Here is a 23060-nt window from a genome sequence, read left to right as displayed (position 1 = left end):
GTGAACGATTCCTCGTTCATCCCGACCGCGATCCTGTGGATCCTCGTGATCGCGATCATCATCTTCGTGGTGGTCACGCTGGCGCGAGCCATCCGCATCATTCCGCAGGCGACAGCCGGCGTGGTCGAGCGGCTCGGCCGCTACCACAAGACCCTCATGCCCGGTCTCAACATCCTCGTGCCGTTCATCGATCGGCTCCGTCCGCTGATCGACATGCGCGAGCAGGTCGTCTCGTTCCCGCCGCAGCCCGTCATCACCGAGGACAACCTCGTCGTCTCGATCGACACGGTTGTGTACTTCCAGGTGACGGATGCCCGCGCCGCGACGTACGAGATCGCGAACTACCTCGGTGCCGTCGAGCAGCTCACCACGACCACGCTCCGTAACGTCGTCGGTGGCCTGAACCTCGAAGAGGCGCTGACCAGCCGCGACAACATCAACGGGCAGCTCCGTGTCGTGCTCGACGAGGCGACCGGCAAGTGGGGCATCCGCGTGGGCCGTGTCGAGCTGAAGGCGATCGACCCGCCCATCTCCATCCAGGACTCGATGGAGAAGCAGATGCGCGCAGAGCGTGACCGTCGTGCCGCCATCCTCACGGCAGAGGGCACGAAGCAGTCCGCGATCCTCGAGGCCGAGGGCGCACGTCAGGCCGAGATCCTTCGCGCCGAGGGTGACAAGCAGGCCGCGGTGCTTCGCGCACAGGGTGAGGCCGAGGCGATCCAGAACGTCTTCACCGCCATCCATCAGGGTGAGCCGGACGACAAGCTGCTCGCGTACCAGTACCTCCAGATGCTGCCGAAGATCAGCGAGGGGCAGTCGAACAAGCTCTGGATCATCCCGAGCGAACTGACCGAGGCGCTCAAGGGAATCGGCAGCGCCTTCACTCCGAAGCCCGGGCAGCCTCCGACGAACTATCCGGGCGCGTGACGCACCCGTACTTCGAGAAGGCGCGACACCCCCGAGTCCTTGCTCACCGTGGTCTGGTCACCGCGGCGGGCGAGGACTCCGGTGTGTGGGAGAACTCCGCAGCCGCCTTCGCCGCAGCGCACGCGGCCGGTGCCGAGTACATCGAGACGGACTGCCAGGTCACGGCCGACGGCGACGTCGTGCTCTTCCACGACGAGACCCTGGAGCGGCTCACCGGCGATCCTCGGGCGATCCGCGAGGTGCGCACTCGCGAGCTCGCGCGCATCTTCGCCGACCACGGCGGGTTGCTCACGGTCGCGGAGGCGCTGTCATCCTTTCCGACCTCCCGCTTCAACATCGACGTCAAGACCGCGGAGGCCCCCGATCTCATCGGTCCGCTTCTCGTCGACCACACGCACCGCGTCCTCGTGACCAGCTTCTCGGACGCGAACCGCCGCGCTGCGATCGCCTCGACGCTGCGCGCCGGTGCGGCGCTGCGCCCGGCCACATCCGGCGGCAGCCGCACGATCGCCGCGCTCCGCTCGCTCTCCGCTCTCCGCCTCTCCCCCGCTCGGGTGCTGCGGGACATCGACGCGCTGCAGATCCCGGAGCGGCACTCGGGGCTCAGGATCCTCACGCCCGCCCTGCTCCGGGCTGCGCACCGACATGGGGTCGAGGTCCATGTCTGGACGGTGAACGATGTCGACGACATGCGTCGGCTGGTCGCATCCGGCGTGGACGGGATCGTGTCGGACCGCGCAGACCTCGCGCTGGCCACTTTCGCGCGCTGAGCGCGCCACGCCGCCCATACGCTCTCGCGCTGGGATTCCGCTGTGAATAGCACCGAGAACCCGGCTGTGTGGATGAAGCGCACAGGCTGGAGCGTTATACCTGACAGCGACGAGAGGACCACACAATGGCAGATCGCAGCCTACGCGGCATCCGACTCGGCGCCCAGAGCCTACAGAGCGAAGAGGGCGTCGTTTTCATGGAGCGCCGTGAAACCACCTACACCTGTGACGCCTGCGGCCATGTCACGAACCTGATGTTCGCGGCGGACGCCGAGCCGCCTCAGACCTGGGAATGCCGCGCCTGTGGCGCTGACGCCCGCCTGAACGTCGACGGCCAGGCCGTCACGCTCGATGCGAGCGACGAGAAAGCCGCACGCACGCACTGGGACATGCTGATGGAGCGCCGCACGCGCGCCGAGCTCGAGGAGCTCCTCGAAGAGCGTCTCGCGTTCATCCGCGCACGTCGCGGAGCCGGCGAAGACCCGACCCGCGAGAAGATCGGCGCCTAGCGCCTCCTGGCGCGCAGCCACCCGAAGGCCAGCGCGCCCAGCCCGCCCCACAGCAGAGTCTGCTGGATCCACGGGCCGAGAACCACTCCCGCTGTCAGGCCGGAGCGCAGCTCGACATCCTCGAGCAGCGCTCCGGCCTTTCCCGCATCCAGGCTCGCGACGGTCGAGCCGTCCGGGCGAATGATCTGGCTGGTGCCCACAGTCGAGATGTTGACCACGCTGCGGCCCGTCTCGATGGCGCGCATTCGAGCGAATGAGAGCTGCTGAAGGTTCTCGTCGGTGCCGCGGAAGTCGGCGTTGTTCGTCTGGAGCACGAGTACCTCGGCGCCGGCGCCGAGCCCCTCGTTGATCACGTCGTCGTAGATCACGTCGAAGCAGATGGCGAGTCCGACCTTCACGCCGTCGACATCGACCACCGGAGGGTTAGATCCCGGGGTGTACTCGCGCTGGATGAGACCGATCAGATCAGGGGCGAGAGCGTTGAAGAAGGCTCGGTCCGGCACATACTCCCCGAAGGGAACGGGGTGCCGCTTGTCGTGGATCTGCTCGGCGGTTCCCTCTTCTGTCCAGAGCAGGGACGTGTTGTAGTACAGCCCGTCCCGCTCCGTCGCGGCGTTCGCGAGCAGAGGAGCACCCATACGCGTCGCGACCAGAGTCATGCGCCGAGCGAGTGCATCGGACTGGAACGGGTCGTAGTCGAGCGATCCTTCCGGCCACACCACGAGATCCGCATCCTCTCCGTACAGCGGCGCTGTCGCGTCGGTCTGCGCCTGCACGATGGAGTACTGCTCGCGCTCGTCGAAGTAGCCGCTCGGGCCGTTGCCCTGCACAGCGGCGATGCGCATCGACCCGCTGACGGTCGTCGGGAAGAGCGGAGTGACGAGGAGCACGATCGTCACCAGCACCGGGGTGATCAGTGCGGTGGGGCGTCTCCATTCCCGCGTGCGCACCACTTCGATCACCGAGGCGACGAGGAACACCATCAGGAAGCTGAGTCCGCTCACGCCGATCCAGGACGTGACGGGCGCCAGCGGACTCTCCGCCTGGGTCATGCCGAGGCGAGCCCAGGGGAAGCCGCCGTACGGCCAGGAGCCCACGAAGAGCTCGCGCCCTACCCAGAGGGCCGCGACCACCGCGGGGAGCAGCAGAAGCCGCGCCCAGCGCCCGGAGAACGCCTTCGGGATCCACCTGTACGCGAGCGTGATGAGGACCAGCGCCAGCGCCGTGAGTGCTCCTTCGAGCATGCTCAGCGCAGCCCACGGTACGGGGCCGAGGTAGCGCGAGGTCCACGACACGAGAAGACCGAAGAAGAGGATGCCGTAGACGGCGCCCACCAGCAGCGCTCCCCCGGCCCGGCGGCCGATCAGCGCGATGAGCAGCAGCGCTGTCGAGGGGAAGGCGAGCGCCCATACCGCGGCGTCCGGGTACGAGAGGTCCATCAGGAGCGCGGCCATCGCCGCTGCGGGAAGAGCGAGCGAGAGCGGCAGAAGAGGGCGCTGTCGCGCGCGGGGTTCAGACATCCGTCCTATTCTCACATCGACGAATAGGCGACGATGCCACGGCGCACGCCGTCCAGTGCCACTCGCGCGTTACGAGCGAGAGCGCCGTCCTCGGCGACGATCGACAGTTGGTCGAGCAGATCGATGGTCTGCTTCGCCCAGCGGACGAAATCGCCCGCAGCCATGTCGGCATCGATCAGGACGCGATCGAGCATTCCCCCGCGCGCCCACGAGTGCATGGCGCCCGCAAGGCCGGCCGCAAGAGGCTCGCTGCCCGGAAGATGATGGTCCTTCTCGAGGTCATCGAGCTCCGCCCACAGTGTCGTGGTCTTCTCGTACGCGCCTCGGAAAGCACCTCGAGGCAGGTCCCTCTCCCCCGAGTTCGCCTCGTCCCTGCGCGGTTCGTACACGAGGCAGCAGGCCATGGCTGCGAGCGAGGGAGCGTCGAGACCGTTCCAGAGTCCTTGCCGCAGCGACTCGGCGACCAGCAGGTCGCGTTCGCCATAGATCCGGCGCATCGTGCGCCCGGCATCAGTGAGCGTGGTCACATCGTCGCCGTCGCGGTGAAGATAGTCGAGCGTCTCGAGCACCTCGACCACACGGTCGAAGACTCGCGCGACCGTTCCGGTCCTGGTCTCGATCTGCCGGCGGATGCGGTCGTTCTGCCGCTTGAGCTTCCAGTACCGCTCCGCCCAGCGCGCGTGCGCTTCGCGATCGGGGCAGCGATGACACCCGTGCCGCTGCATGCGGGTGCGCAGACTCTGGATCTGCTTCATCCGCTTGTCCCGCGAGACACGGGGCGCATTCGAATCCTGGCGGTTCTTCTTCTCGAGGTCGCTGAGCTCGCGTCGGATGGAGGCGTAATCGAGGAAGTCGCCGTGATCGCAGACCATGGCCGCCTTGTAGCCCTCGAGAGATTCCTCGGCCTCTCGGACCTGGCGTGCGAGTCCCACGACGGCCCGATCGGCCTGGAACTGCGCGAACGATGACTCGAGCACCTCACGGGCGCGCGCCTTGCCGAACAGGTCGATCAGGTTCACGGCCATGTTGTACGTCGGCCGGAAGCTGGAATTCAGCGGATAGGTTCGTCGCGAGGCGAGCGCAGCGACAGCCTGCGGGTCCATCCCCTCGGTCCACTGGACGACCGCGTGCCCCTCGACGTCGATACCGCGGCGGCCTGCGCGCCCGGTCAGCTGGGTGTACTCGCCGGAGGTGATGGCGACTCGCGCCTCACCGTTGAACTTCTCCATCTTCTCGAGCACGACCGTGCGCGCGGGCATGTTGATGCCGAGCGCAAGGGTCTCGGTGGCGAAGACGACCTTGACGAGCTTGCGCTTGTAGAGCTCCTCCACGACCTCCTTGAAGGCCGGCAGCAGACCTGCGTGGTGGGCGGCGACGCCCCGCTCGAGGTTCTCCAGCCAGTCCCAGTATCCGAGCACGCCGAGGTCCTCGTCCTGCAGGGAGCGGGTGCGATCCTCGACGATCGCGCGGATCTCGGCCTTCTCCTCGGTGGTCGTGAGCCGCACGCCCGACCGTCGGACCTGCTGTACAGCCGCATCGCAGCCGACGCGGCTGAAGATGAAGAAGATCGCCGGAAGAAGGTTGGAGCGTTCGAGCAACCGGATCACGTCCGGACGATCCATGCGCTCGATCCGCCGCACGTTCGAGGCGCGGACAGGACGCCGTCCGCCCCGCGGCGGGCGCTGAGCCTGCCTTCCGGCATGGCGATTGCTGCGATACGACTGCGCGTCACGATTGTTCTCGTAGTTCGAGCCCGTGAACGAGCGGATGCGCATCAGCTCCTGGTTGACCTGCGCCGTGGCGATGCCCGCGCGGTCGTCGAACAGCGCCAGCAGGTCGTCTCGCACCAGCACATGCTGCTCCAGCGGCACCGGGCGGATCTCCGAGACGATCACCTCGGTGTCACCCCGCACGGTGTCGAGCCAGTCGCCGAACTCCTCGGCGTTCGAGACCGTGGCGCTCAGCGATACCAGCCGCACATGCTGCGGGAGGTGGATGATCACCTCTTCCCACACCGCGCCGCGGAAGCGATCCGCGAGGTAGTGGACCTCGTCCATCACGACGTATCGGAGATCGCGCAGCGCGGCCGAGTCCGCGTAGATCATGTTGCGCAGCACCTCGGTCGTCATGACGACGATCCGTGCGTTGCCGTTGATGTTCGTGTCGCCCGTGAGCAGGCCCACCTCGTCCGGACCGTACACGTCGACCAGCTCGCGGAACTTCTGGTTCGACAGCGCCTTCATCGGCGTCGTGTAGAACGCCTTGTCGCTGGGGGTCTGCATCGCGAGGTTGATCGCGAACTCCCCGACGATCGTCTTCCCCGCACCGGTGGGAGCGGCGACGAGCACGCTGCTCCCGTCTTCGAGCGCGTGGCAGCCTTCGATCTGAAAGGGGTCGAGTGCGAACTTCTGGCTCGCGGCGAACGCGACGGTCGCCGGATGTCCCGCGGCCTCGCGCGCTGCCGCGTACCGCTCGGCGGGCGAACTCATGCGGTCACGGGCTCGATGCCCGCTGCCGCATCGCGCTTGCGCTTGCGTCTATCGAAGAGCATCGAGATGAAGGTCGCGGCGAAGTACAGCACGATCATGGATCCCATCAGCAGCAGCATCGAGAAGACGTCAGCGGGCGGTGTGGTGACGGCCGCGAAGATCGTGCAGACCAGGATCGCGACCCGCCACCCCTTGAGGATCTCGCGCCCGGAGACGATTCCTGCGACGTTCAACGCGACGAGGAAGACCGGGAGCACGAAGGCGATGCCGAGCACCAGCAGGAACTTGAAGACGAAGTCGTAGTACGTCGAGTAGTCGAAGAACTGCGCCATGCCCTTCGGCACGAAGCCCGCCATGATCTCGATGACGTGCGGGAGCACGAAGAAGGCGACCGTGCAGCCACCGAAGAACAGCGGGATGGCCGCACCGAGGAATCCCCAGGTGTACTGGGTCTCCTTCTTCGTGAGGCCGGGCATCACGAAGGCCCACACCTGCCACAGCCACACGGGCGCCGAGACCAGCAGTCCGATGGCGAACGCGATCCGCATGCGCAGATCGAAGCCGCTCGTGACGGTGGTGAAGTTGAGACCCGTGTACTCACGCCCGGCTTCTGCAGCGATCGTGCGGATCGGCACCGAGAGGAGCTCGATGATCGGCTCCGTGACGATGAACGCGATGATCATGCCGACGACGAGTGCGCCTGCGGCGATGAAGAGCCGCTTACGCAGCTCGACGAGGTGGGCGCCGAGAGACATCCGCCTGTCGCGACCGGGAGCCTCCTGGTCGGCGGATTCGAGAGCCGACACGGGCTATGCGGATCGAGGAGGCTGACCCGGATCCGTGTCGCGGGCCGTCACCGAGGTGTCAGCGACCGAAGCCGTGGGCGACGGAGCACCCGGCTCTGCGGGGTCACTCGCGTCTTCATTCTTCATCGCCTTCATCTCGCCCTTGAACACCCGGGCGGACTGACCGAGGCTCTTCGCCAGTGCCGGCAGCTTCGCCGCACCGAAAAGCAGCAGGATGACGGCGAGGATGATCAGCAGATGTGGCCAACCGAAAGCGCCCATGATTCTCCTTCGTCGTTTGTAGAAGTCTAACCGGCGTTGGAGCTGTCCGGGTGGCGATACAGGGCGAGTCCGGCCTCGGCCCATTCACGAGTCGCCGTTCGAGCGACGCCGGGGTCCACGACCTCGAGCGCTCCGCCGAACCGCGCGGCCAGTCTCTTGATGCCGCGCGGGTCGGCCAGATGCAGACGCGCGCTGACGATTCCGCCCTCGACCTCGACGTTGTCGGCGGTCAGGAAGTCACCCAGAAGCGGTGCCACCCTCTCAGGAACGCGCACCTGCACCTCGCCCTCGTCGTCGACGGCCGAGAAGGCCTCCGGCACCTGGTCACCCGCATGGGTGATGGGGATGTCGGTCAGGCGGGCGTCGCTCACCCTGTCGAGATGGAACGTTCGCATGGCCTGCCGTGTGTGACACCAGCCCTGGAGGTACCACTGCGCGTTGGTGATGATCACCTGGACGGGGTCGACCGTTCGAGTCGTCGGCGCCGCATCCGGTGCCTGGTAGGTGAATGCGACGGCCACGCCGTCCTGCACCCCGCGCGACACCACCTGGCGGACCTCGTCGACGGCGGTGGGTGCCACCACCACCTCTGCGGGCGCGTCGGCTGCTCCGCGGGAAAGTTTGGAGATGAGACCGCTGACCAGGCCGGAATCCGACACGGCAGGCACCGCGGCGACCATCTGCAGGCCGGCCAGCAGAGCTGCGGCCTCTCGTGCGGTGAAGCGCGGCACTCGTCGGAGGGCGACGTCGTTCGTGATCTCGATGACGTCTTCATCGTCGAGCAGATCCCAGTTGATGTCGAACATCTCCTGCGGCTGCTGCCAGAATCCCGAGTCGCCCGGAAGACCGATGACCGTGAGCTTCTCGACCATCTGACGCATCTCGCCCGGGGTCACCCCGAACTCCTCTGAGGCCTCAGCGAGAGAGACCTGTCCGTGCTCGAGCAGGTATGGCACCAGCGTGAGATAGACACGCACCCGGTCAGCGGCGAGCAACGGCTTCGGCTGAGCGCTCACGATGACTCCCCCTCATCCGAGTGGGTCGCGACGACGGCCGTGAGCCGAGCGACCACTGCATCGCGGAGAGCGGTGGGTTCGACCACTCGCACCTCCGGTCCGTAGGAGGCGAGTTCGTCCGCGAGGATGTGCAGGTCGACGAAAGGTACGAGGATCCCCTGGGTGGCAGCGGGCGTCGCGCGACGGCCGAGGCGCAGCGACGCCTCTGTGCCCGGCGTCACCTCAAGGAGAGCCGAGTTCTGCGCTGCGACGTTCTCCAGACCCGCCAGCGCGCGTTCCCCCGCTCCGTCCCGGAGTTCCGGATCGAAACTCTTGGGTGTGATCTTCACGTCGCCGACGATCCTGCTCAGCAGGAACATCCGATCGGCCTCGATGTCGACGTCCACGCCGAACACGTGCCAGCGCGCCTCGTAGTCGACGAGCGCCAGGGGGCGGATGCTGCGGCGGCGCGGCGAATCCTCTCCCGGCTTGAGATAGTCGAACAGAACCACGCGGCTCTTCTCGATTGCCTCCTGCAGCTGCGGGAACGCCGCATCGCGGGCCGTGATGCGGGGCGCGAACCCGATGATCGGTTCGTCGCCGTCGATCCCGAGCGCGCGGATCTTACGAACGCCTGCTTTGGCGTCGCCCGACGCGGACTCCGCGCTCCACACGCTGCCTGCCAGCTGAAGCACAGCGAGCTCGGCAGCCGTGAACTCGATGTCGCTGGGCAGGTCGTATTCCGCCTGCGGAATGCGATACCGCGCCTCGCGGAGATCATTGGGATCGGCCTGATCGCCGATCGTCTCGACGGGAACTCCGAGTGTGCGCAGCTCGTCCTTGTCGCGCTCGAACATCTTCTCGAGCGCATCCCAGCGCACACCGGCATCCGCTCGCTGACGGTACCCCGACACATTGTCGAGGATCTGCTGCTTCGTGAGCCCGATCTCCGTCGCCATGAGCGCCACGACGAGGTTCGTCAGACGCTCTTCCGCCGGAATACGGGCTGCCATCACTGCTCCGGGACGGGAACGATGCCCAGGATGTCGACGACGATCACGGTCGCCGGGTTGCCGTCTGCCGCGGGCACGACGACCAGCAGCTGAGACCCGACGGTCGCGCCCACGAGCTCCTCCGCGGCGGGGCCGATGTTCGGCTCCGCGCCCCACGTGCTCGAGGTGACGGTCTTGTCGTCCCAGCCGAGCGCCATGATGTTCGTCACGATGGTCGAATCCTTCTCGACCTTCGCGCCGTCGCCCTTGATGAGGGTCTGGGTCACGGCGGATTCGGGCGCTGCGCTGTCGGGGATGATGACACCCGGCGTGCCGTCGGGTGCGCGCACGACGGTCGGCAGACCCCGTGCGTCGTTGAACTGCGACGCGCCTTCGGCGTGTGCGAGGTAGACGTCGAGGACGTCGACGACGGCGACGATGTTCTCGTCCTTCGCGAGGCCGAAGGCCTCGACGTTCGCCTCGCCGAAGTCCTCGGGGGTGAGCACCGCCACGACACGGCTACCGCCGGTGGCGCACTCGAGCACGGACTCGAGGCCCGGAGAGCGCTGGGCCCAGTAAGAGATGTTGTGCACCCGGCTCGTGTCGCCGTTGTACTCCGACTCGTAGAGCTTCTCGCCGCTCTCGCCGCCGTAGAAGGCGATGTCGAGCACCATCGGCTGCACTGTCGAGGTCAGAGTCTCGCCCTCGCCCGTGATGATGTCCGCGAACGCGGTCTCATCGGTCTTGACCGGGGTGTACACGGTGACATCCGGTGCTTCGCCGAGGTCACCCTCGACGGTCACGGAGTCCTCGACGGAGCCTGCGTGGGAGGTCCGATCGCAGACCTCGCCCGCGAACGTCGGACCCGCGGCGCATCCGGTCAGAGTGAGGACGGCGAGGCTGAGAGTGGCCAGAACGGCGGACGTTTTACGCACGCGCTCCAGTCTATTCCGTAGACGGCTCGGATTCGCGCGAACCGGATGCAAGACGCGCGCCCTCCGCGGCCTTGGCCGCCTCACGGGCGCGCTTTCGGAGGTTCTTGTCGTTGATCTCGCGATCGCCGACGGCGCCGGGCGTCCACTGCTCGACATCGGCGTCGCCGTAGCTGCTCTTCGACGCCCGACGCTTGACCTGGGGCGCGACAGCACCGGGAGCGAGTCGTCGCGCGGTGAGCAAGAAGCCCGTGTGCGCCACCATGCGGTGGTCCGGTCGCACGGCCAGACCTTCGACGTGCCAGCCGCGCACCATCGTCTCGGAGGCTTCGGGGTCGGTGAACAGCCCCGTGCTGCGGATGTACTCCGCGACACGCGACAGCTGGGTGGCGGTGGCGACGTAGCAGAGCACGACTCCGCCGGGCGTCAGGGCGTCGGCGACGACGTCCATGCACTCCCACGGAGCCAGCATGTCGAGGACGACCCGATCGACCGAGCCTGCGGGGAACTCGCCGGGCAGGGCCTCTGCCAGATCGCCGACGACGACGTCCCAGGTGTCGGGAGTCGCGCCGAAGAACGTCTCGACGTTGCCGCGCGCGACCTGCGCGAAGTCCTCACGTCGCTCGAACGACACCAGACGTCCGGCGGGTCCGATCGCGCGGAGCAGCGACAGCGACAGCGCTCCGGAGCCCACTCCGGCTTCGACGACGACGGCGCCCGGGAAGATGTCGGCCTGCATGACGATCTGCGCCGCATCCTTCGGGTAGACGATCGCCGCACCGCGGGGCATGGACATCGCGAAGTCGCGCAGCAGCGGACGCAGCGCGAGGTAGTCGTGCCCCGAGCTGTTCGCCACGACGGAGCCATCGGGAAGACCGATCAGGTCGCGATGCTTCAGGACGCCCTGGTGGGTGTGGAGTTCGCCGTCCTCGCGGAGGGTCACGGTGTGCAGGCGCCCCTTCGGGCCGGTCAGCTGCACCCGGTCGCCCTCTCGGAACGGCCCGCTCGGCCGCTGTGAGGTGGTGGAGGTCATCGGGTGGCTCCCGTCATGGAGTTCTTGCGATCGAACAGGTCGATCAGGTCTGCGGCAGTGCGGCCCTCGAGCGTCGGCCAGAGCTCGTGCGCTCCGACATGGTCGAGCGGCACGATGTGCGGGACGCCGAGCGCCACGGCGCCGGAGGCGATTCCGGCGCGGAGCCCGGTCGGCGAGTCCTCGATGACGACGGCGTCGGCGATGTCGATCTCGAGGAGCCCTGCGGCGTGCAGGTACGGCTCCGGATGCGGCTTGGGGTTGGTCACGTCGTCGCCGGCCACGACGATGTCGAACGCGTCGAACTCGATCAGGTCGACGACGCTGAGCGCCATCCGGCGGAGGGACATGGTCACGAGCCCGGTCGGGATCCCCGCCGATCGCAGGTCCTGCAGCAGCTCGCGCGCCCCCGGACGGAACGGCACGCCCTGAGTGCGCAGCGCCTCCTGCACTCCGTCGGTGAGAAGAGCGACGATCGCTTCGGCATCCATGTCGACACCGGCGTTCTGAAGGATGATCGCACTGTCGATCAGACCGTTTCCGACGAGCTGGAGCGCGTCCTCGTGGCTCCACGAGCCCCCGAAGGACTCGACCAGCTCCGTCTCTGCAGCCATCCAATACGGTTCGGTGTCGACGAGTGTTCCGTCCATGTCCCAGAGGATCGCGCGGGGCTGTCTGCTCACTGAACCATGTTAGCCGTGGCTCCGCCCCCTCCTCGCGCGGTCGGACTAGCCTGGAGGGATACCGATCCGATATCGCGAAGGGAGCCCATGATGGATGTCCTCGGTTCACGCATCGTCATCGTCGCCTTCGACGGCTGGAACGACGCGGGTGAGGCTGCGAGTGGAGCGATCGCCGCATTGCGCGAGACCACCGACTACGACCTCGTGCACTCGATCGATCCCGAGCTGTACTTCGACTACCAGTACACGCGCCCGGCGACGAAGATGGATGCCGAGGGGCGTCGTCAGCTCACCTGGCCGGAGGCCGGCCTGTGGCGTCCACGCGACCCGGGTCCCGGCCCGGAATTCTGGGTGCTGACCGGTGTCGAACCGGCACGCACATGGCAGTCCTTCGCCTCGGAGTTCATCGACATCGCGCTCCGCGACGACATCACCGGCTTCGTGACGCTCGGTGCGATGCTGTCGGACGTCCCCCACACCCGACCGATCTCGATCTTCGCCTCGAGCCAGAACGAGCAGGTCCGCGAGGCCCACGGGCTCGAGCGCTCTCTCTACGAGGGCCCCGTCGGGATCCTGAGCGTCATCGAGCACTTCGCCGAGAGCGCGGGCATCCCGACCGCGAGCCTCTGGGCGAGCGTGCCGCACTACGTCGCCTCGGCCACGCCGTCGCCCAAGGTCACCCTCGCGCTGCTCGATCGCCTCGAGGAGCTGACCGGTGTCGACGTGCCGCGCGATCACCTGCGCACCGAGGCCGCGGCGTGGGAGGCCTCGATCGATGCCGCAGCCGCGGACGACGAGGACATGACGGAGTACATCCAGCAGCTCGAGCGCACCAGGGACACGTGGGACTCCCCCGATGCCTCAGGCGACGCGATCGCCCAGGCCTTCGAGCGCTACCTCAAGCGCCGCGGCGACGGCCCCGGGGACCACCACAAGCGCTAGTCTCTGACGGCCCGTCCCCGCTCAGGCGACGATGACGCCCGTGCCGAGCAGGACCAGCAGGACGGTTCCGAGCAGGATGCGGTAGATCACGAACGGCAGGAAGCTGCGCTTCGAGATGTAGTTCATGAAGAAGGCGATGACTCCGAGCGCCACGACGAACGCGATGCCGGTCGCCGCCAGCGTGTCGCCGAACGAGAAGAACGACGGCTCGTCCCAGCTCTTGAACACCTGGTAGAAGCCGCTTCCGAAGACCGCGGGGATCGCGAGCAGGAAGGCGTAGCGGGCGGCGGCGGCACGTTCGTAGCCGAGGAACAGGCCCATCGTGATCGTTCCGCCCGAACGGGAGACGCCGGGGATCAGCGCGAGTGCCTGTGCGAATCCGTAGGCGATGCCGTGCGGGTACGTCAGCTGGTCGAGCTTTCGGCGCTTGGCGCCGACGTGGTCGGCGATCCCGAGCAGGATGCCGAAGACGATCAGCATGATCGCCACGATCCACAGCGACCGGAAGACGGTCTCGATCTGGTCCTGGAAGAGCAGTCCGAGCACCACGATCGGGATGCTGCCGATGATGATCATCCACCCCATGCGGGCATCGGGATCGCTGCGCGGAACCCGTCCGGTCAGTGAGCGGAACCACTGCGCGATGATGCGCACGATGTCGCGCCAGAAGAACACCACGACCGCTGCCTCGGTGCCGATCTGGGTGATCGCGGTGAACGCCGCACCCGGGTCCTCACCTGAGGGCAGGAATGTGCCGAGGATGCGCAGATGGGCGCTGGAGGAGATCGGCAGGAACTCGGTGAGTCCCTGGACGATGCCGAGGATGAGCGCTTCGAACAGGTGCATGGAGGAGCTTTCTGAATCGTGGAGCGCGGACGACGAGCCGAAGGCTCAGTACGTGCGCAGCAGATCGGCCAGCACCCGCTGACCGAAGACAAGCGATTCTACGGGTACGCGCTCATCGACTCCGTGGAACATGCCCGTGAAGTCGAGGTCTGCAGGAAGCTGCAGCGGAGCGAAACCGTATCCGGTGATGTCCAGATACGCGAGCGCTTTGTTGTCCGTGCCCGCTCCCAGCAGATACGGGATCACCGGCACTCCCGGGTCGTGGCGACCGAGGCTCGCGACCATCGCGTCGACCAGTTCTCCCGCGAAAGGCGTCTCCATGCCGATGTCGCGCACGACGATCTCGATCTCGATGTCGTCACCGACGATCCGCTGCAGCTCGGCGAGCACATCGTCCTCGGTGCCGGGGATGACGCGCACGTCGATCAGAGCCTCCGCGCGCTCGGGAATGACATTGTGCTTGTAGCCAGCGGTGAGAGCTGTGGGGTTCGTGGTGGTGCGGAACGACGAACGCAGGAAGGCCTCCGCAGGGCCTGCCGCGGAGGCCAGAGCATCGGGGTCGTCCACCGAGCGTCCGGTGAGGTCGCTGAGACCCTGCAGAAGGGCCTCAGTGGTCGAGGTCAACCGCAGCGGCCACCGGGTCCGTCCGATGGCCGCCACGGCCTCGGCGAGCTTCGTGACGGCGTTGTCGTCGTGCAGGCGGCTGCCGTGACCGGCGCGCCCCTTCGCTACGAGACGGATCCAGATCAGCGCCTTCTCGCCCACCTGCAGCAGATAGGCACGGCGGTCGTCGACGGTGATCGAGTACCCGCCGACCTCGCTGATCGCCTCGGTGGCGCCGGCGAACCACTCGGGCTTGTTCTGCACGACCAGCGCCGAACCCTCGACCCCGCCGTTCTCCTCGTCGGCGAAGAACGCCAGGACGAGGTCTCGCTCGGGCTGCTCCCCCGCGCGCAGGATGTCGGCGACGGCAGTGAGGATCATCGCGTTCATGTTCTTCATGTCGACGGCACCGCGGCCCCACAGCATCCCGTCCTTGACGATCCCGGCGAACGGATCGACCGTCCAGTCCTCGGCCATCGCCGGAACGACGTCGAGGTGCCCGTGGACGACCAGAGCCGGTCTGCTCGAATCCCGGCCGGGGACGCGCGCCATCACATTCGTGCGCCGCGGGATCGGTTCGTAGTACTCGACCTCGAGGCCCAGTTCCTCCAGATACGCGCCCACGTACTCGGCGGCTTCGCGCTCGCCCTTCGCATTGCCTCCGCCAAAGTTGGAAGTGTCGAAGCGGATCAGGTCGCTCGCGATGCGAACGACCTCGGGAAGGGACGGATCGGTCATGTGCCCAGGCTATCGAAATGCCGTGGCGCGCCCGGGCGTCGCCGTCGGTTTCAGGGAGCCTCGAAGCTCGTGCTAATGTAAATCTTCGTTCGGCAACGAACATCCAACACCTGCGCGGGTGGCGGAATGGTAGACGCGCTACGTTGAGGTCGTAGTGCCCGTAAGGGCGTGGGGGTTCAAGTCCCCCTCCGCGCACGGACAGGCTCCGGATATCGTCACGATATCCGGAGCCTTCTTCGTTCCCAGCGAACGATTCGCGTCGGGCCGCTCGGGGCGGAACTCCTCCCAGAGCCCGCCCCGCACCCTCATATGCCGGCTGCCTGCCCGATTCAGGCCGTTCCCACTCCGAACACCAAACCGAGCACGTACGTGATCGCCGCGGCTCCGAAACCGATCGCGAGCTGTCGCAGAGCTCGACGCAGGGGCGGTCCGCCGGACAGTATCCCGACCATGGCACCTGTCGTCAGCAGGGCGACGCCCACGAGCACGAGCGCGACGATGACGGCTGTGGCACCGTCAAGACCGAAGATCCAGGGCAGGACCGGGATGATCGCACCGGAGGCGAAGAGCAGGAAGCTCGAGATCGCCGCCGTCCAGTCGCTGCCGACGATCTCATGGTCGTCGCCCGCGTGGATGCTGACGGGACCCGTCGTAGTGCGTTCGGCACCCGCTCGGGCTGCAGCGACGATGCGTCCCGCGCGGGCCAGGGCCTCTTCCTGGCCTATCCCCCGAGCGCGATACACGAGTGCCAGCTCATTCTCGTCGATGTCGAGGTCGGCCGCGGATGCAGCGGCATCCTCGTTGGCTTCGGTGGCCGCGAGGAGCTCTCGCTGCGATCGCACGGAGACGAACTCCCCCGCTCCCATCGACAGTGCGCCCGCGAGCAGCCCCGCAATCCCGCTGAAGAGCACGAATCCGGAGCTCACGCCGGTGGCCCCGATGCCGAGCACGAGGGCGAGGTTGCTGACCAGACCGTCGTTCGCGCCGAACACGGCCGCGCGGAACGACCCGGACAGCCGCCGCCTGCCTCGTGCGGCGAGGCCGCGCACGACCTCGTAGTGGACCTTCTCGTCGGCGCGCATCGCGGGAGTCGCGTACTGCTCCGAGTCGTATGGAGAGCGCGCCTCGGCGTTCTGTGCGAGAGCCAGCACGAAGATCGATCCGAACCGACCGGCCATCCAGCCGAGGAGTCGGGAGCGGATGCCGGCTCGGGGCAGCCTCGAGGGCTCAGCGCCCAGCAGGTCGAGCCAGTGCTGCTCGTGGCGGCGCTCTGCGTCGGCGAGGCTGAGGAGGATCTCACGCTCCTCGCCGGTGCGTCGATGCGCGAGGTTCTGGTAGATCATGCCCTCGGCACGCTCCTCGACGAGGTAGCGGGCCCAGCGGCGGCGGTCTGCGGGGGTGGGTTGTGCAGCGGCGGGCTCGGCGGCAGCGGGGGCTGTCATGACGTCTCCTGATCGGTGGAGCCCCGAGCGGGGCAACCGTTCAACGCTAGCTTCGGGCGGCCTCAGCGTCGTCACGGAGGCCGTGATTGCCAGCTTTTCGGGAATCCGAACCGGGCGTTTTCCCGGTGCCGAGCCGGTCAGTGTCGAACCGGCCCGGCGTCAGGTGCGGACGCGCTTGCGCAGAACTTCGATGCGCGACTGCAACTGCGTGACGGTCGCCTGTGCGACAGCCGGCCCGCCGCAGATGCGCCGCAGCTCGGCGTGGACAGACCCGTGCGGCTCGCCCTTCTGCCTGGCGTACAGCCCCACGAGGCTGTTCAGAAGCTGCCGCTGCTCGCGCAGGGTGCGGTGCAGAGGTGCAGGCAGCGTCGTGGTCTCGGTGGGTCCTGCCTCGGCCTCGCGGACCTCTCGCAGGCGCGACTGCCGCGCCTGGCGTTGCATGAGCAGCTCGTGCACGTGCTCGGGCTCGAGGAGCCCGGGGAATCCGATGAACTCCTCCTCCTCGGGCGTTCCCGGTTCGGCGAGCTGACCGAACTCCTGTCCCTCGAACACGACGCGGTCGAAATGCGCCACCGACGACAGTGCCTGATAGCTGAACTCCTGGGTCAGCGCGTCTGAGGTCTCTTCTTCGCGGTTCGCGGCATCGAGCAGCGAGTCCTCGAGACCGTCGTCATCGTTCGACTGCCGGTCGAGCGCATGCTCGCGCTGCTTGTCCATCTCGTTCGCGAGCCCCATGAGCACCGGGACCTGGGGCAGGAACACACTCGCCGCCTCGCCACGGCGCCGGGCACGCACGAAGCGACCGATCGCCTGGGCGAAGAAGAGCGGAGTCGAGGACGAGGTCGCGTAGACACCGACCGCGAGGCGAGGGACGTCGACGCCCTCGGACACCATGCGCACCGCGACCATCCAGCGATCCTCGCTGGCGCTGAACGTCTCGATGCGCTCCGATGCGGTCGCATCGTCCGACAGCACCACGGTGGGCCGCTGACCGGTGATGCTGTGCAGGATCTTGGCGTACGCGCGGGCGACGGTCTGATCCGTGGCGAGCACGAGTCCGCCGGCATCCGGCACATGGTTGCGGATCTCGGTGAGGCGGCGGTCGGCGGCGGACAGCACCGCCGGCATCCACTCGCCCTCGGGGTCCAGCGCCGTGCGCCAGGCCTGCGACGTGACGTCTTTGGTGTTGTCCTGCCCGAGGTGGGTCTCGAGCTCGTCGCCGGTGCTGGTGCGCCAGCGCATCTTGCCCGCGTACATGTGGAACAGCACGGGTCGGACGACACCGTCGGCGAGGGCGCGGCCGTAGCCGTAGTTGTAGTCGGTGCGCGAGATCCGCGCGCCGGATTCGTCGGGGTGGTACTCGACGAACGGGATGGGCGCGGTGTCGCTGCGGAACGGGGTTCCCGAGAGAAGCAGACGGCGTTTCGCCGGCCCGTAGGCGTCGCGGATCGCGTCGCCCCAGCTGAGCGCGTCGCCGCCGTGGTGCACCTCGTCGAGCACCACGAGCGTCTTGGCGTCCTCGGTGAGATGCCGGTGGACCGAGGATTTGGCGGCGACCTGAGCGTACGTCACCACCGCACCGTGATAGTGCCGCGCCGGCGCCCAGTCGCTGTTGCGGAACCGGGGGTCGAGTCGGATGTGCACGCGCGCCGCGGCGTCGGCCCACTGCGTCTTGAGGTGCTCTGTCGGGGCGACCACGATGATGCGGTTGACCTCGCCCATGCGCATGAGCTCGACCGCGAGGGTGAGAGCGAACGTCGTCTTCCCGGCGCCTGGTGTCGCGGCCACGAGGAAATCGCGCTGGTCGGCCTGGAAGTACTGCTCGAGCGCCTCCTGCTGCCACGCGCGCAGCTTGTTCGCAGTGCCCCAGGGGGCGCGCTGTGGGAAGGACGGAGAGAGCATCGAGACAACGATAATCGCTGCCGCCGACACTCGGCACGCTCGCGGCCTCCGCCGCGCGCGTCCTCGCCGCGGATGCTCGCACACGAGTAGGCTCGGTCACTGCGCAGCCGCCATCGATGTGCTGCGTCCGTTCGCGAAGGAGAGCTGGATGACAGACCAGGATTCGACCCGGACCCCGCATCTCGACAACGAGAGCGTGCACCCGTGGCGACGTTTCGTCGCGATCGGCGATTCTTTCACCGAAGGCATCGGGGATCCCGACCCCTCGCACCCCGGGAATCATCGCGGCTGGGCGGACCGCGTCGCCGAGGTGCTGTCGCGGCAGGTCGACGACTTCGCGTACGCGAACCTCGCAGTGCGCGGCAAGCTCATCGCCCAGATCGTTCGCGACCAGATCGAACCGGCGATCGACCTGCACCCAGATCTCGTCTCGATCTGCGCCGGTGGGAACGACGTGATCCGCCCCGGCACAGATCCGGATGCCATCGCCGTGCAGCTCGAGGATGCCGTTGCGCGGCTCTCCTCCACCGGTGCGGCCGTGCTGCTCTTCACCGGCGTCGATACGGCTTTCACCCCCGTCTTCCGCGCCTTCCGCGGCAAGGTCGCGATCTACAACGAGAACATCCGAGCGATCGCCGAGCGCCACGACTGCATCGTCGCGGACCAGTGGGCGCTCAAGGTCGTGCAGGACATGCGCTTCTTCGACGATGACCGACTGCATTACAACCCGCTCGGGCATCACGAGATCGCGAGGATGGCGCTCCGCGCCCTCAACGTCCCCAACGATCTCGAATCGATGCAGCCGGAGCCGCTGCCGATACGCACCTGGCGAGAGGCACGCTCCGAGGATCTGGGTTGGGCGCGCGAGCACCTCGTCCCCTGGGTCCTGCGACGTCTGCGCCACGAGTCCTCGGGCGATCACATCATGGCGAAGCGTCCGGAGCCGTCGCCGGTCGTGTTCCCCGGCCTCGACTGACGGCCCTGCTCGGGAGTCGGCCCGACGTGAGCGCCCACAGAGCCACCGCCGCGGCCGACGCGACGTTCAGAGAGTCCACGCCGCCGGACATGGGGATGGTCACGACCGTGTCTGCGATCTCGAGGGCAGTGCGGGAGAGCCCGTCGCCTTCCGCTCCCATCACGACCGCGACGCGTTCAGGGCGATCGGCGACATAGGCGTCGAGCGTCACGGCATCATCGCGCAGAGCGAGAGCTGCGACATCGAACCTCGCCGCGTGTAGGTCCGAGACCGCCGACTCCCAGTCCGTGATGCGGGTCCAGGGCACCTGGAACACGGTTCCCATGCTGACGCGCACGCTGCGCCGGTACAGCGGGTCCGCTCCCCCGGGCGACACCAGCACCGCGTCCGCGCCGAGCCCGGCCGCCGCTCGGAAGGCCGCGCCGACGTTGGTGTGATCTCCGACGTTCTCGAGGATCAGCACGAGCGTCGCGCCGTCGATCACCTCACGAACCGTCGGCAGCTCAGGGCGATACATCGATGCGATCGTGCCGCGATGCACGGCGAAACCGGTGACCGCTTCGGCCACCTCGTCCGGGACCACGAACACCGGAACATCGAGATCGCCGACGATCGCTCTGATGTCGTCGATGCGACGTTCCTGCACGAGGACGGAGCGCGGCCGGTGACCTGCGGCGACGGCGCGGGCGATCACCTTGGTCGACTCAGCGATGTACAGACCGCCGGCGGGGTCGCTCGCGGTCCGGAGTGCCGTGTCGGTGAGCGCGCGATAGTCGTCGAGTCGTCGATCGTCCGGGTTCGTCACGCGCAGCAGTTCCACGCGCCCCAGTCTGCCATCGGTCGCTCGGCCGCATCGCGGTCGGCCGCGAAGCCTTGACCACGCGGCACGTCGTAGACTCGCAGAAGGAGGTCCTGTGAGCGCATCGAGTCCGGTCGAGTTGTCGGCCACCATCGCTCGCACCGCCGAACTCCTTCGAGGACGGAAGATCGCACTGCTCACGGGAGCGGGCATCTCGACGGATTCCGGCATCCCCGCCTATCGCGGCGAGGGCTCCCGCAACAGGTCGGACCCTATGACCATCCAGCGGTATCTGGGGGACGAAGCCGCTCGGCGTCGCTACTGGGTCGGTGGGCACCTCGGGTGGCGCGCGTTCGCGAGGGCGGAACCGAATCCCGGTCACCTCTCGCTCGCAACGATGGAGTCGTCTGGGCAGGTCAGCGGAGTCATCACGCAGAACGTCGACGGCCTGCATCTGCGCGCGGGCAGCTCGCACGTCATCGAGGTGCACGGCACGATGCGCAGGGTGCTGTGCCTCAAATGCGGCCAGGTGTTCGACCGTCGCGACATCGCGGTGCAGATCGAACAGCGCAATCCGTGGATCTCGGTGCCCGAGAACGTCGCGCTGGCACCCGACGGCGACGTGCTGCCCGAGAGCACCGACGGCTTCATCGTCCCGGTCTGCACGGTGTGCGGCGGGATGCTGAAGCCGGATGTCGTGTTCTTCGGCGAGTACGTCCCCCAGGATCGCTTCAAGGCCGCGGAATCGCTGCTCCGTGCGAGTGACGCGATGATCGTCGCCGGTTCGTCCCTCGTCGTGAACTCAGGGGTCCGGCTGGTCGAGCGCGCGCGCCGCCGCAGCATCCCCCTCATCATCATCAACCGCGAGCCCACGCGCGCTGATGTCTGGGCCGATGTCACCATCGCCGCGGGCACCAGCGACGTGCTCCCCGCCATCCAGGAGCTTCTCGAATGACCCTGCTCACCCTCGTGCGCCATGGCCAGACCGATTGGAATCTGGCTCGCCGGATCCAGGGCGCAACCGACATCCCGCTGAACGAGACAGGCCGCGCCGATGCGCGGACCGCCGCAGAACGCCTCGAGGGAACCACCCATCACGCGATCTACAGCAGCCCGCTTCTGCGGGCGCGGGAGACCGCCGAGATCATCGCGGACCAGCTCGGACTCGGCGCGCCCGTGCTCGTGCCGGACATCCGGGAGCGTGAGTTCGGCGAAGGAGAGGGCATGCTCGTCTCCGAGTACATGAAGACCTACGGCGACTGGCTGGCGCCGGTGCCGGGCGCAGAGACGCTCGACGAGGTGGCCGCGCGGGCGATGGATGCTCTGGACGAGATCGCCCGTGATTCTCGTCGACGCTCGACGCCTGTCGCCGAATCCGTGATCGTCGTGGCTCACGGCGGCGTGATCCGCTCGCTCATCTCGCATGTGTCCGGTGGCACCTTGCCTCACGCCGGCGACCCGATCGTCAACGGATCCGCGCACCGCTTCGAGGTGTCGCCCGGGGTGCTGCGCCTGCTGGATCAGTCCGTCCTCATCTGACTCGCTGGCAGAGGGCGCGACTCGACGCTCCGAGCCGACTCAGCGCGCGCGCAAGAGCAGCGAACGAGCATGTCGGAGGACGGGTTCATCGACCATCCGTCCTTGGAAGCGGAAGACACCGCGCTCCGACTCGGCCATTTCGAGCACGGCCCGCGCCCAGTCGAGAGCATCCGCTGCGGGTGCGTAGGCGTCTCGGATCACCGCGACCTGACTCGGGTGGATGCAGGCGGTCGCGGCGAATCCCGATGCCGCCGCGTCGATGGCCTCTGCCTTCTGCCCCGCAATGTCAGCGATGTCGATGTGCACCGCATCGATCGCAGCCTTGCCGTGCGCGCCGGCTTCCAGAAGCACCCGAGACCGTGCATATCGAGCGACGTCGCGATAGCCGCCGGTCGGAAGACGGCTCGATGTCCCGCCGAGAGACGCCACCAGATCCTCGGCGCCCCACATCATCGCGACGATCTGCGGATGCGCCGCGATCCGGTCGGCCGCGTGCACACCTCGTGCCGTCTCGCACAGCGCGACCAGCGAGAACCTCTCATCGAAGGCGCCGAGGCTCTCGGGGCTCTCGGTCTTGGCGACCATGACAGTGCGGAAGTCCGTCTGGGAGAGCGTCGACAGATCTGAGGCGAAGGCCTCTGACCCTGGCGGGTTGACCCGCACGATCACCCGATCGGGATCGAGGTCGGCATCGATGAGGTGGCCCCGGGCTGCCGCCTTCGAGTCGGGGAGAACGGCGTCCTCGAGGTCGAGGATGACGGCATCCGCCTTCTCCAGCGCTCCCCGGAAGCGTTCGGGGCGATCTGCCGGACAGAACAGCAGCGCCGGTCCGAGTTCGAAGGTCATCGGGCTCCCCCTTCAGGCAGGCGGTGCACGAGCACCGAACGCGTGGCCGTGGCGACGACCGTCTCGTTCTGGTTGCGTCCGGTGTGGGCGATGGTCACGATCCCCTGTCCGGGGCGCGAAGCCGAGAGTCGCTTCTCGGTGATCACGCTCTCGGTATAGAGAGTGTCGCCCGCGAACAGCGGGTGCGGGAATGCGACGTCGCCGAAGCCGAGCTGCGCGACGAGCGTTCCCTGCGTGAGCTGGGCGACGGATGCGCCGACCATCGTCGACAGCGTCCACATCGAGTTGATCAGGCGTGCCTCGAAGGGCTGCTGCGCGTCAGCGAACGACGCATCGAGGTGCAGTGCCTGCGTGTTCATCGTGAGCGTCGTGAAGAGCACGTTGTCGGCCTCGGTGGCGGTACGCCCCGGTCGGTGGAGATACCGGGCATCCAGATCGAACTCCTCGAAGTAGAGCCCCCGCTGGACGATGTCGTGTGCGCTCACTTCGGCTCCTTCGATCGATGGGAAGGTC

23 protein-coding genes and 1 tRNA gene are annotated in these 23060 nt (G+C 67.5%); 8 read left to right on the top strand and 16 right to left on the bottom strand.

Annotation, left to right across the window (positions count from 1 at the left end; all coding sequences use genetic code 11):
• The 3 genes from RQG77_RS13155 (at window position 1) to RQG77_RS13145 (ending at window position 2206) form a co-directional block, all read left to right on the top strand.
• Window positions 1-927, top strand: a complete 927-nt coding sequence (locus RQG77_RS13155; RefSeq protein ID WP_056307762.1) for an SPFH domain-containing protein — start codon at window positions 1-3, stop codon at window positions 925-927.
• Window positions 924-1697, top strand: coding sequence for a glycerophosphodiester phosphodiesterase family protein (locus tag RQG77_RS13150; RefSeq protein ID WP_311245096.1), 774 nt, complete (start codon window positions 924-926; stop codon window positions 1695-1697). Before RQG77_RS13155 ends, RQG77_RS13150 begins: the two co-directional genes overlap by 4 nt.
• Before the next feature lie 125 nt (window positions 1698-1822).
• Entirely contained in the window at window positions 1823-2206 is a 384-nt protein-coding gene (locus RQG77_RS13145; protein ID WP_056307766.1) for an RNA polymerase-binding protein RbpA, read from the top strand.
• On the opposite strand, the gene lnt is transcribed toward RQG77_RS13145, so the two are convergent.
• The 9 genes from lnt to RQG77_RS13100 are packed head-to-tail and all read right to left on the bottom strand — an operon-like array spanning window position 2203 to window position 11914.
• Window positions 2203-3726 carry an apolipoprotein N-acyltransferase gene (lnt, locus tag RQG77_RS13140; RefSeq protein ID WP_311245095.1) on the bottom strand — a complete coding sequence of 508 codons (1524 nt, stop codon included), beginning with the start codon at window positions 3724-3726 and terminating at the stop codon, window positions 2203-2205. The genes RQG77_RS13145 and lnt overlap by 4 nt on opposite strands.
• An 11-nt stretch (window positions 3727-3737) precedes the next feature.
• On the bottom strand, window positions 3738-6215 hold the full coding sequence (locus RQG77_RS13135; protein ID WP_311245094.1) for a DEAD/DEAH box helicase: 2478 nt from the start codon (window positions 6213-6215) through the stop codon (window positions 3738-3740).
• Window positions 6212-6970, bottom strand: coding sequence for a twin-arginine translocase subunit TatC (gene tatC / locus RQG77_RS13130; protein WP_056510248.1), 759 nt, complete (start codon window positions 6968-6970; stop codon window positions 6212-6214). Before tatC ends, RQG77_RS13135 begins: the two co-directional genes overlap by 4 nt.
• 54 nt (window positions 6971-7024) lie before the next feature.
• The gene (gene tatA, locus RQG77_RS13125; RefSeq protein WP_056509869.1) at window positions 7025-7282 is read right to left on the bottom strand and encodes a Sec-independent protein translocase subunit TatA; all 258 of its coding nucleotides are present in this window, start codon (window positions 7280-7282) and stop codon (window positions 7025-7027) included.
• Between the two features lie 26 nt (window positions 7283-7308).
• Complete coding sequence (locus RQG77_RS13120; protein WP_056509867.1) at window positions 7309-8298, bottom strand: YafY family protein; 990 nt, start codon at window positions 8296-8298, stop codon at window positions 7309-7311.
• Window positions 8295-9290 carry a WYL domain-containing protein gene (locus RQG77_RS13115; RefSeq protein ID WP_311245093.1) on the bottom strand — a complete coding sequence of 332 codons (996 nt, stop codon included), beginning with the start codon at window positions 9288-9290 and terminating at the stop codon, window positions 8295-8297. Before RQG77_RS13115 ends, RQG77_RS13120 begins: the two co-directional genes overlap by 4 nt.
• Window positions 9290-10204, bottom strand: a complete 915-nt coding sequence (locus RQG77_RS13110) for a hypothetical protein (RefSeq protein ID WP_311245092.1) — start codon at window positions 10202-10204, stop codon at window positions 9290-9292. Before RQG77_RS13110 ends, RQG77_RS13115 begins: the two co-directional genes overlap by 1 nt.
• Before the next feature lie 10 nt (window positions 10205-10214).
• Window positions 10215-11234 (bottom strand): tRNA (adenine-N1)-methyltransferase, encoded by a 1020-nt coding sequence (locus RQG77_RS13105; protein ID WP_311245091.1) that lies wholly within the window; start codon window positions 11232-11234, stop codon window positions 10215-10217.
• Window positions 11231-11914: an HAD family phosphatase gene (locus tag RQG77_RS13100; protein ID WP_311245090.1), complete on the bottom strand. Its 684-nt coding sequence runs from the start codon at window positions 11912-11914 to the stop codon at window positions 11231-11233. Before RQG77_RS13100 ends, RQG77_RS13105 begins: the two co-directional genes overlap by 4 nt.
• Before the next feature lie 90 nt (window positions 11915-12004).
• On the opposite strand from RQG77_RS13100, the gene RQG77_RS13095 reads away from it, so the two are divergent.
• On the top strand, window positions 12005-12856 hold the full coding sequence (locus tag RQG77_RS13095; RefSeq protein WP_311245229.1) for a PAC2 family protein: 852 nt from the start codon (window positions 12005-12007) through the stop codon (window positions 12854-12856).
• A gap of 21 nt (window positions 12857-12877) precedes the next feature.
• Here the strand turns inward: RQG77_RS13095 and RQG77_RS13090 are convergent, their stop codons facing one another.
• Both RQG77_RS13090 and RQG77_RS13085 read right to left on the bottom strand, forming a co-directional pair.
• On the bottom strand, window positions 12878-13702 hold the full coding sequence (locus tag RQG77_RS13090) for an undecaprenyl-diphosphate phosphatase (RefSeq protein ID WP_311245089.1): 825 nt from the start codon (window positions 13700-13702) through the stop codon (window positions 12878-12880).
• Window positions 13703-13747: 45 nt separating this feature from the next.
• Complete coding sequence (locus RQG77_RS13085) at window positions 13748-15043, bottom strand: M20/M25/M40 family metallo-hydrolase (protein WP_311245088.1); 1296 nt, start codon at window positions 15041-15043, stop codon at window positions 13748-13750.
• A gap of 112 nt (window positions 15044-15155) precedes the next feature.
• Between RQG77_RS13085 and RQG77_RS13080 the strand changes: the two genes are divergently transcribed.
• Window positions 15156-15238 (top strand) — tRNA-Leu (locus RQG77_RS13080).
• Between the two features lie 134 nt (window positions 15239-15372).
• Here the strand turns inward: RQG77_RS13080 and RQG77_RS13075 are convergent.
• Together RQG77_RS13075 and RQG77_RS13070 are read right to left on the bottom strand one after the other, a co-directional pair.
• Window positions 15373-16485 carry a VIT1/CCC1 family protein gene (locus tag RQG77_RS13075; protein WP_311245087.1) on the bottom strand — a complete coding sequence of 371 codons (1113 nt, stop codon included), beginning with the start codon at window positions 16483-16485 and terminating at the stop codon, window positions 15373-15375.
• A 159-nt stretch (window positions 16486-16644) separates the two neighbouring features.
• Window positions 16645-18387: a DEAD/DEAH box helicase gene (locus RQG77_RS13070; RefSeq protein WP_311245086.1), complete on the bottom strand. Its 1743-nt coding sequence runs from the start codon at window positions 18385-18387 to the stop codon at window positions 16645-16647.
• Between the two features lie 148 nt (window positions 18388-18535).
• Between RQG77_RS13070 and RQG77_RS13065 the strand changes: the two genes are divergently transcribed.
• The gene (locus RQG77_RS13065) at window positions 18536-19363 is read left to right on the top strand and encodes an SGNH/GDSL hydrolase family protein (protein WP_311245085.1); all 828 of its coding nucleotides are present in this window, start codon (window positions 18536-18538) and stop codon (window positions 19361-19363) included.
• Here the strand turns inward: RQG77_RS13065 and RQG77_RS13060 are convergent.
• Window positions 19311-20183, bottom strand: coding sequence for an RNA methyltransferase (locus tag RQG77_RS13060; protein WP_311245084.1), 873 nt, complete (start codon window positions 20181-20183; stop codon window positions 19311-19313). The two genes, RQG77_RS13065 and RQG77_RS13060, sit on opposite strands and share 53 nt — an antisense overlap.
• Window positions 20184-20277: 94 nt before the next feature.
• Between RQG77_RS13060 and RQG77_RS13055 the strand changes: the two genes are divergently transcribed.
• Both RQG77_RS13055 and RQG77_RS13050 read left to right on the top strand, forming a co-directional pair.
• Entirely contained in the window at window positions 20278-21117 is an 840-nt protein-coding gene (locus RQG77_RS13055) for a Sir2 family NAD-dependent protein deacetylase (protein ID WP_311245083.1), read from the top strand.
• Window positions 21114-21701, top strand: a complete 588-nt coding sequence (locus RQG77_RS13050) for a histidine phosphatase family protein (RefSeq protein WP_311245082.1) — start codon at window positions 21114-21116, stop codon at window positions 21699-21701. The genes RQG77_RS13055 and RQG77_RS13050 overlap by 4 nt, the downstream gene beginning before the upstream one ends.
• A 39-nt stretch (window positions 21702-21740) precedes the next feature.
• Here RQG77_RS13050 and RQG77_RS13045 read toward each other — a convergent pair whose 3' ends face one another.
• Window positions 21741-22547 (bottom strand): CoA ester lyase, encoded by an 807-nt coding sequence (locus tag RQG77_RS13045; protein WP_311245081.1) that lies wholly within the window; start codon window positions 22545-22547, stop codon window positions 21741-21743.
• Window positions 22544-23032, bottom strand: coding sequence for a MaoC family dehydratase (locus tag RQG77_RS13040; RefSeq protein ID WP_311245080.1), 489 nt, complete (start codon window positions 23030-23032; stop codon window positions 22544-22546). Before RQG77_RS13040 ends, RQG77_RS13045 begins: the two co-directional genes overlap by 4 nt.
• Window positions 23033-23060: the final 28 nt, after the last annotated feature.

The organism is Microbacterium sp. WCS2018Hpa-23 (assembly GCF_031843845.1).
Lineage (GTDB): Bacteria > Actinomycetota > Actinomycetes > Actinomycetales > Microbacteriaceae > Microbacterium.
This window is presented reverse-complemented; position numbering and strand designations above follow the sequence as displayed.